Consider the following 8,177-nt stretch of genomic DNA (forward strand, 5'->3'; position numbering starts at 1 on the left):
GCGCCAGCTATCTGGTAAGCGCGCGCGCCATGGCGCCGGTCACCGCCGCGTGGCCGGATTTTACTCCGCCGCGTGGCCGGATATTGCACCGCCGTTGACAAATGCACCGCATATCCGCATTTCGCGCGGGCATGGCGCAGGGATGCTGTCGGATGCCGCGCGCTTCGTCCACATGCCGCGCGGCCATCCCGAAGCACTCTCGGACGCTTGGGGCAATCTCTACGAGGAATTCGCCATCGCCATCGAGGCCCGCCGCGAAGGGCGCGATCTGCCGGACGGGCTGCTGGCCTATCCGGGGCTGGAGGAGGGCGCAGCGGGCGTTGCCTTCATCCAGGCCGCGATCCGCTCGAATGCCGAAGGCGGGGCGTGGGTATCCTGCGCCTTCAACGCCTGACGGAAGAATACGAGGAGGAGAAACCACATGAAACGACTGATGATCACCACCGCTTTCGCGATGACGGCATTCGGTGCGCAGGCGCAGGAAATCGGCGTCGCGATGGCGCAATTCGACAACAATTTCCTGACCATCCTGCGCCAGGGCATCGAAGAGGCCGGCCGCGCCGAGGGCGTCACCTTGCAATTCGAGGATGCGCAAAACGATGTGCCCCGGCAGTTGAGCCAGATCCAGAATTTCATCTCGTCCGGGGTCGACGCGATCATCGTGGTCGCGGTGGATTCCGATGCGATCACCCAGATGGACAAGATGGCGAACGATGCCGGCGTTCCCATCGTGAATATCAATCGCGAACCGCCGAATGTAGAGAGCCTCGGGCCGCTGGAAGCCTTCGTCGGCTCGCGTGAGATCGATGCGGGCACGATCCAGGCCACCGAGGCTTGCCGCCTCGTCAAGGCAAAGCTCGGCGACGACGAGGCGAAGGGCGTCATCCTGGCGGGCGACCTGTTCATTCAGGCCGGCCGCGTGCGGACCGAGACGGTGCAGGACTTCGTCAAGACGCCCGACTGCGATTTCGTGAAGATCGAGGACATGCAGGTCGCCGACTGGTCGCGCAGCAAGGCGTCGGATCTGGTCTCGAATTGGCTGACCGCCGGGCTGACGCCGGATGTGATCTTTGCCAACAACGACGAAATGGCCATCGGTGCTGCGCAGGCGCTGAAGGCCGCAATGGTCGACCCCGACGATGTCGTCGTGGCCGGCATCGACGCGACGCCGGACGCGCTGATGGCGCTGAAGGCTGGCGACATCGATCTGACCGTCTTCCAGGACGCGGCGGGGCAGGGGCGCAAAGGGTTGGAGGTCGCCGCCGCCATGGCGCGGGGTGAGGAACTGGCAGAGCGCGCCGTCTATATCCCGTTCGAACTTGTGACTCCCGAGAATGTCGATGACTACCTGGCGCGCTGAAACCGACTCTCTCGCCATGCGGAGGGATTGCAGATGAGCCTGGCCATTGGCGTGATCGGCGCCGGTGTCATGGGCGGGTTTCATGCCCGCCTTTTCGCCGAGGAGATTTCGGGGGCGCGGCTCGTCGCGGTTTCCGACCCCGATCCGGGCCGGGCAGGCGCATCTGCCTATGGCGCGCAGGTCTTTGCCGAGGGCCTTGAACTGATCGAAAGCGACCTGGTCGAGGCGGTGCTGGTCGCCGCACCTGACGCTGCTCACCACGAATTGGTCATGGCTGCCATACGCCTGGGCAAGCCGGTGCTGTGCGAAAAGCCTCTGGCCTCGACGGTCGCGCAATGCCGCGAGATCGTCAAGGCCGATGCGGACCGCAAGCTGGTCAGCGTCGGCTTCATGCGCCGCTTCGATCCCGCCTATCGCGAAATGAAAGCCGCCTTGGACGCGGGCCGGATCGGCGCGCCCCTGCTGATGCATTGCGTGCATCGCAATCGCGAGGCACCGCGTTGGTTCGACGGCTCGATGATCGTTACCAATGCCATGGTGCATGAGATCGACATCTGCCGCTGGTTGCTGGACACCGAATACACCTCGGCAAGCCTGACGCAGGTTGGCGATGCCGGCGACATGCTGCTGGCCGAATTGCACACGGATCGCGGGGCGGTCGTCTCGGTCGAGATGTTCATGAACGCCGCCTATGGCTACCACGTCCATGCCGAGATCGTCGGCCGCGAGGGGACGGTGGCCATGGCCGAACCGGCGCAGGTGCGATTGCGGCGCGGCGGTGCGATGCAGGCCGGATATTCGCCCGACTGGATCGGGCGCTTTGCCGACAGCTATCGCTTGCAGGATCAGACCTGGGTGCGGGCATGCCGTTCCGGCCGGCCCTGCAAGGACATGGCGACGGCCCGCGATGGTCTTCTGGCGACCGGCTATTGCCAGCAGTTGGTCGAGCATCTGCCAGCAGGCGGGGGGCCGCTGACGCCTCGCATGTAAACATGCGCAAGAGAGCGTTTGTTGCCGTATTACGTATCTGCAATTTTCATTGCAATTGTGTTGCAGAGGGGCTATGGTCAATGTCGAGGCAGGGAATCCCTGCCTCGCGGAGGCCAGGGGCAAGATGCGGGACGTGCATCGCTCACGGTTCTCGGACATGGCGGGAGGTCGTCATCAGGTCGGAATGGATGCGGCGGAACGGTGGTTCCGTAGTCGGCTTGATATTGCCTTGTCGCATCGAGGTTTTGGCTTCGTCCGACACGAGAAGATCGGACGGAGGTAACAGGAGGAGGAAAGACCCACATGATCAAGAAATTCGCGACGGCCACCGCATTCTGTGCGCTGATGGCAGGCACGGTTCAGGCCGAGACCATCGGCGTTGCGATGTCGCTCTTCGACGACAACTACCTGACCGTGCTGCGTCAGAACATCCAGCGCCACGCCGGCGATCTGGGCGTTACCGTGCAGATGGAGGATGCCCAGGGCGACATCGCCCGCCAGCAGTCCCAGATCGAGAATTTCGTCGCCTCGGGCGTGGACGGCATCATCGTGATGCTGGTCGATGCCGATTCCGGCCAGGCCATGTCCCGCATCGCCGACCGGGCGGGCGTGCCGCTGGTCTTCGTCAACATGCTGCCCGCCAACATGGACGAGTTCCCGGAAAAACAGGCCTGGGTTGGCTCGGACGAAGAGCAGGCGGGCGAACTGCAGGCTACCGAGATGTGCAAGCTGATGGGCGGCGAGGGCGATGCGGTCATCCTGATGGGCCAACTTGGCACCACCGGGCAGCGCGGGCGCACCGCGGCGGTCGAACGCGTGCTGCAATCGGATGAATGCAAGGGCATCAACGTGCTCGACTCGCAATCCGCGAACTGGATGCGAACCCCGGCGCTGGACCTGATGACCAACTGGCTGACCTCGGGGATGCAGCCCGAGGCCGTGTTCTCGAACAATGACGAGATGGCGCTTGGTGCGGTTCAGGCGCTCAAGGCATCGGGGATCTCGATGGACGATGTGATCGTCGGCGGCGTCGATGCCACGCAGGACGCGCTGGCGGCGCTGGAGGCGGGGGATCTGGACGTCACCGTCTATCAATCCGCCAAGGGCCAGGGCGAGGGTGCGCTGGACACCGTCCTGAAGATCGCCCGCGGCGAGGCGTTCGAGCCGCGCGTGGCCGTTCCCTTCGAACTGGTCACGCCCGAGAACGTCGCCGAATACAAGACGCAGAACTGATCCGGGCGGGCATTCGGTCGCGCACCGGATGCCCGGACCTCAATCCGGGGGCCGCGTCCCCTGGCAGTCTTTCGGGGGGAAGATGGTTTCGAAGACCACACTGGAGGCGATCGAACGCTACAAGGAAAAGAGCCTGCCCTATATCCTTGAAATCGAGGGTATTCGGAAGGAGTTTCCCGGCGTGGTGGCGCTGGACGACGTGCAGTTCCGGCTGCGGCCGGGCTCGGTTCACGCGCTGATGGGCGAGAACGGCGCAGGCAAGTCCACGCTGATGAAGATCATCGCCGGCATCTATACGCCCGACCGCGGCACCATCCGCTTGCGCGGCGAGGAGGTCGTTCTGGCCAGCCCGCTCGATGCGCTGGAACAGGGCATCGCGATGATCCATCAGGAACTGGCGCTGATGGACTGGATGACGGTCGCCGAAAACATCTGGATCCGGCGCGAGCCGAAAAATGCGCTCGGCCTGATCGACCACCGCAAGATGACCGAGATGACCCGGGAGCTGTTTGCGCAGCTTCGGCTTAAGATCGATCCGACCGCGCAGATCAGCACCCTGACCGTCGCACAGCGGCAGATGGTCGAGATCGCCAAGGCGGTCAGCCATCGTTCCCAGGTGCTGATCATGGACGAACCGACTTCTGCGATCACCGAAACCGAGGTCGACCACCTGTTCGAGATCATCCGCGACCTGAAGGCGCGCGGCGTGGCCATCGTCTATATCACCCACAAGATGAACGAGCTGTTCGAGATCGCCGACGAGTTCTCGGTCTTCCGCGACGGCAAGTATGTCGGCACCCATGCCAGTACCGAGGTGACCCGCGACGACATCATCCGCATGATGGTCGGCCGTGAGATCACCGAGATGTTCCCCAAGGAAGAGGCGGAAATCGGCGACGTGATCCTGTCGGTCGAGAACCTCTCCCTGCCGGGCACCTTCCACGGCATCACCTTCGATCTGCGCCGCGGCGAAATCCTCGGGCTGGCAGGTCTGGTGGGCTCGGGCCGCTCGAACGTGGCAGAGGCGCTCTTCGGGGTGACGCCGGCCACCGAGGGCAAGATCCGTATTGCGGGCCGCGATGTCACCATCGCTTCGCCTGCCGACGCCATGCGCGAGGGAATGGCGCTGCTGACCGAGGACCGCAAGGCGACCGGCTGCTTCCTGCCGCTGACGATCATCGAGAACATGCAGATCGCCGCCTTGCACGAGGGCCATGTCAAGCTTGGCTGTGTCGATGAGCGGGGGATGACCAATCTCTGCCTCGAGATGAAGGACAAGCTGCGGATCAAGACTCCGAACCTCGATGAGCGGATCGAGAACCTGTCGGGCGGCAACCAGCAGAAGGTTCTGATCGCGCGCTGGCTGCTGACCAAGCCGAAGATCCTGATCCTGGACGAGCCGACGCGCGGCATCGACGTCGGCGCCAAGGCGGAAATCCACCGGCTGATCTCGCGCCTGGCGCAGCAGGGGGTCGCGGTTATCATGATCTCGTCCGAACTGCCCGAGGTTCTGGGCATGTCCGACCGGATCATGGTCATGCACGAGGGCCATATGACCGGCATCCTGGACCGGGCCGAGGCGACCCAGGTGAAAATCATGGAATTGGCGGCCCGCTGAGGCTCGCGCGGCGCCCGGCGCCCGAGGAGGAATATTATCATGGACAATGTGCAGATCGAACCCGTCAAGCGACAGCGGCGTGGCCTGCCGCAGGAACTGAACATCCTGCTGGTGCTGGTCGCCGTCGCGCTGGTCTTCGAGATCCTGGGCTGGATCTTCCAGGGCCAGAGCTTCCTGATGAACACCCGTCGCCTGACGATCATGATCCTGCAGGTCTCGGTCGTGGGCATCATCGCCATCGGCGTCACCCAGGTCATCATCACCGGCGGCATCGACCTGTCGTCCGGCTCGGTCGTCGCCATGACGGCGATGATCACCATGAGCGTCGCGCAGTCGGGCGAATACGCGCGGGCCATGTATCCGGCGCTGACGGACCTGCCGGTCATCGTGCCGCTGGCCGTCGGGCTTGGGCTTGGGCTGATCGCGGGCATGATCAACGGCGCGCTGATCGCGCTGACCGGAATTCCGCCCTTCATCGCCACGCTTGGCATGATGGTGACGGCGCGCGGCATCGCCAAATGGTATACCAAGGGCCAGCCGATCAGCTTCCCCACCGACAGCTTCGCCGCGATCGGATCGGGCGCCTGGCCGGTCTTCATCTTCCTGGCGGTGGCGCTGATCTTCCATATCGCCCTGCGCTATACGCGCTATGGCAAGTTCACCTATGCCATCGGCGCCAACCCGCAGGCGGCGCGCGTCTCGGGCATCAACGTGCAGCGCCACCTGATCAAGGTCTATGCCATCGCCGGGCTGCTGGCGGGGCTGGCCGGCATCGTCACCGCCGCCCGTGCGGAAACGGCTCAGGCCGGCATGGGCATGATGTATGAGCTTGATGCCATTGCCGCGGCCGTGATCGGGGGCACCTCGCTCAGCGGCGGGCGCGGGCGGATCTTCGGCACGGTGATCGGCACGCTGATCCTGGGGCTGATGATGTCGGGCTTCACCTTCCTGCGGGTCGATGCCTTCTACCAGGAGATCGTCAAGGGCGTGATCATCGTCGCCGCCGTCGTGGCCGATACCTTCCGCCAGAACGCCCGCAGCAAGAAAGCCTGACCTTCCCCCAGGCTTTGGGCCCGGAGCGCCTCGCTCCAGGCCTTTTTCATGGATACCGCCATGCATTGGACCATCTTCGCATCGCCGACCGAACTGGCCGTGACCGCGCTGGCCGTTGTCCTGGTCGGTCTTTCCAAGGGCGGCCTCGGCGGCATGAGCCTGCTCGGCGTGCCGCTCATGGCCCTGGTCATGCCCCCGGTCACGGCGGCGGCGATTCTGCTGCCGGTGCTGGTGGTGATGGACGTGGTCAGCGTGGCAAGCTGGCGGGCTTGGGTCGACTGGCAGATCATGCGTCGGATCATGCCCGGAGCGGTCGCAGGCATCGGAATCGGCTGGGCCAGTGCCGAACTGGTCTCGGACTCGGCGGTTCGCTTGGTCGTGGGACTGGTTTCGCTGGCCTTTGTGGTGCGCGCGCTTGGCGGAACGGGGCAGGGCACCGCACTGGCCAGCGTGCGTCCGGCTGCCGCCCGCTTCTGGGGCGGGCTGGCCGGCTATACCAGCTTCGTCGCCCATGCCGGAGCGCCACCCCTTCAGATCTACATGATGCCGCTGCGGCTGGATCCGAAGCTCTTCACCGGCACCACGGTGATGTTCTTTGCCGTGACCAACGCGCTGAAGCTGGTCCCCTATGCCGCGCTGGGAGAGTTCGGCGCCGATAACCTGGCCCGCGCCGCAGCCATGCTGCCGTTGGCGGTGGGGGCGACCTGGCTCGGGGGCTGGGTGGTTCGCCACATGCGCGCCAGCATCTTCTATCCCTTCACCTATGCCTCGGTGGCGCTGGTCGGGGTCAAGCTGGTCTGGGACGGGTTGGCCGGGCTCTAGGTTCCGGTCACGGTCGGGATGCGCGGATCCTCGTCATTGTGCTGCACGCGGGCGGCCACGGCCACGACCAGCGCCTGCGCCAGGCACATCGGCGCGGCCAGCGAGCGCGAGAAGGTGTAATCGTGCTCGGGCACCGGGAACAGCACCCGCGCCCACCGCGCCAGGGGCGACAGCGTGCTGTCCGAGATGGCGATGATGTCGATGCCTTTCTGCCCCGCTTCCTCGACCACGTTCACCACCTCGTTGGCATAGAAGCGAAACGAGACCGCCAGCAAAACGTCGGTCTTGCGAATGGTGCGGCCGATATGCGTGGCCAGCCCGCCGCCGGGGTCCAAGAGCACGCAGCGCTTGCCCAGCATGGTCAGCACATAGCGCAGAAGCTCCACCACCGGCGACGAGCGCAGCTGGCCGATCAGATAGATGATGTCCGCACGGTCCAGCAGGTCGGCGGCCAGCGCCAGATCCTTGGGGTTCACCTCGTCCAGCAATTGCTGGAGCGAGGCGATGTCGCGCACCACCAGATCGCGCAGGAAGCCGATCTCGGTCGGGTCGCCCGCGCCCTTGAGTTCGGTTTCCAGCGCCTTGACGCGGGCCTCGAAACCCGGGGCGGCGGTGGCCAGGCGCTTCTGGAACAGCGCCTGCAATTCCTTGAAGCCCTTGTAGCCCAGGGATTGCGCGAAGCGCACGAAGCTCGAGGCGTGGATGCCGCAGCGTTCGGCGATGGCATTCACCGAATGGACGGCGACCTCGTTGGGATTCTGGGTCAGGTAGACGGCGATGCGCTGATAGGTCTTGCTCATCTGATCGTGGCGATCATGGATGATGCGGATCAGCTCTTCGTAATCCTGCGGCGGGTGGCTTGTTGGCATGGCGTTCCTCTGCCGCCAAGTCTGCAATAATTATTGCAGGGCGCCAAGCCCTCTTTCTTCTCATTCCATCTCGATCATGAGATCCTTTGCGTCGATCTGTTCGCCCGGCCTGACGTGGAGGGCTTTCACCACGCCGGCTCGGTCGGCATGGATGGCGGTTTCCATCTTCATGGCCTCGATGGTCAGCAGCAGGTCGCCAGGGTTGACCTTCTGGCCTTGCGTGACCGCGACC

Annotated in this window: 9 protein-coding genes; 7 read left to right on the plus strand and 2 right to left on the minus strand. The window is 64.6% G+C overall.

Annotated elements, in window-relative coordinates; all coding sequences use genetic code 11:
* Positions 1–142 precede the first annotated feature (142 nt).
* The 7 genes from ACDP63_RS23545 to ACDP63_RS23575 all read left to right on the plus strand — a co-directional run bounded on the left by ACDP63_RS23545 (position 143) and on the right by ACDP63_RS23575 (position 7,076).
* Positions 143–394, plus strand: a complete 252-nt coding sequence (locus ACDP63_RS23545) for a hypothetical protein (RefSeq protein WP_409928737.1) — start codon at positions 143–145, stop codon at positions 392–394.
* Between the two features lie 27 nt (positions 395–421).
* The gene (locus tag ACDP63_RS23550) at positions 422–1,360 is read left to right on the plus strand and encodes a sugar ABC transporter substrate-binding protein (protein ID WP_074991221.1); all 939 of its coding nucleotides are present in this window, start codon (positions 422–424) and stop codon (positions 1,358–1,360) included.
* A gap of 33 nt (positions 1,361–1,393) precedes the next feature.
* Positions 1,394–2,350: a Gfo/Idh/MocA family protein gene (locus ACDP63_RS23555; protein WP_028710646.1), complete on the plus strand. Its 957-nt coding sequence runs from the start codon at positions 1,394–1,396 to the stop codon at positions 2,348–2,350.
* A gap of 303 nt (positions 2,351–2,653) precedes the next feature.
* The gene (locus ACDP63_RS23560; RefSeq protein WP_114669377.1) at positions 2,654–3,583 is read left to right on the plus strand and encodes a sugar ABC transporter substrate-binding protein; all 930 of its coding nucleotides are present in this window, start codon (positions 2,654–2,656) and stop codon (positions 3,581–3,583) included.
* 82 nt (positions 3,584–3,665) lie between these two features.
* Complete coding sequence (locus tag ACDP63_RS23565) at positions 3,666–5,201, plus strand: sugar ABC transporter ATP-binding protein (protein ID WP_028710648.1); 1,536 nt, start codon at positions 3,666–3,668, stop codon at positions 5,199–5,201.
* Positions 5,202–5,240: 39 nt separating this feature from the next.
* The gene (locus tag ACDP63_RS23570; RefSeq protein WP_028710649.1) at positions 5,241–6,254 is read left to right on the plus strand and encodes an ABC transporter permease; all 1,014 of its coding nucleotides are present in this window, start codon (positions 5,241–5,243) and stop codon (positions 6,252–6,254) included.
* A gap of 60 nt (positions 6,255–6,314) precedes the next feature.
* Positions 6,315–7,076: a sulfite exporter TauE/SafE family protein gene (locus ACDP63_RS23575; protein WP_051419749.1), complete on the plus strand. Its 762-nt coding sequence runs from the start codon at positions 6,315–6,317 to the stop codon at positions 7,074–7,076.
* On the opposite strand, the gene ACDP63_RS23580 is transcribed toward ACDP63_RS23575, so the two are convergent.
* The gene (locus tag ACDP63_RS23580) at positions 7,073–7,945 is read right to left on the minus strand and encodes a MurR/RpiR family transcriptional regulator (protein ID WP_028710651.1); all 873 of its coding nucleotides are present in this window, start codon (positions 7,943–7,945) and stop codon (positions 7,073–7,075) included. The genes ACDP63_RS23575 and ACDP63_RS23580 overlap by 4 nt on opposite strands.
* Positions 7,946–8,005: 60 nt before the next feature.
* The coding region (locus tag ACDP63_RS23585; RefSeq protein ID WP_409928738.1) for a biotin/lipoyl-containing protein at positions 8,006–8,177 on the minus strand (172 nt) is incomplete at its 5' end.

The organism is Paracoccus sp. P2 (assembly GCF_046335115.1).
Taxonomy (GTDB): domain Bacteria; phylum Pseudomonadota; class Alphaproteobacteria; order Rhodobacterales; family Rhodobacteraceae; genus Paracoccus; species Paracoccus pantotrophus.

Excerpts from the sequence above, each read along its gene's own strand:
- ACDP63_RS23545 (WP_409928737.1), top strand. The coding sequence starts at position 143 with ATGCTGTCGGATGCCGCGCGCTTCGTCCACATGCCGCGCGGCCATCCC.
- ACDP63_RS23550 (WP_074991221.1), top strand. The coding sequence starts at position 422 with ATGAAACGACTGATGATCACCACCGCTTTCGCGATGACGGCATTCGGT.
- ACDP63_RS23555 (WP_028710646.1), top strand. The coding sequence starts at position 1,394 with ATGAGCCTGGCCATTGGCGTGATCGGCGCCGGTGTCATGGGCGGGTTT.
- ACDP63_RS23560 (WP_114669377.1), top strand. The coding sequence starts at position 2,654 with ATGATCAAGAAATTCGCGACGGCCACCGCATTCTGTGCGCTGATGGCA.
- ACDP63_RS23565 (WP_028710648.1), top strand. The coding sequence starts at position 3,666 with ATGGTTTCGAAGACCACACTGGAGGCGATCGAACGCTACAAGGAAAAG.
- ACDP63_RS23570 (WP_028710649.1), top strand. The coding sequence starts at position 5,241 with ATGGACAATGTGCAGATCGAACCCGTCAAGCGACAGCGGCGTGGCCTG.
- ACDP63_RS23575 (WP_051419749.1), top strand. The coding sequence starts at position 6,315 with ATGCATTGGACCATCTTCGCATCGCCGACCGAACTGGCCGTGACCGCG.
- ACDP63_RS23580 (WP_028710651.1), bottom strand. The coding sequence starts at position 7,945 with ATGCCAACAAGCCACCCGCCGCAGGATTACGAAGAGCTGATCCGCATC.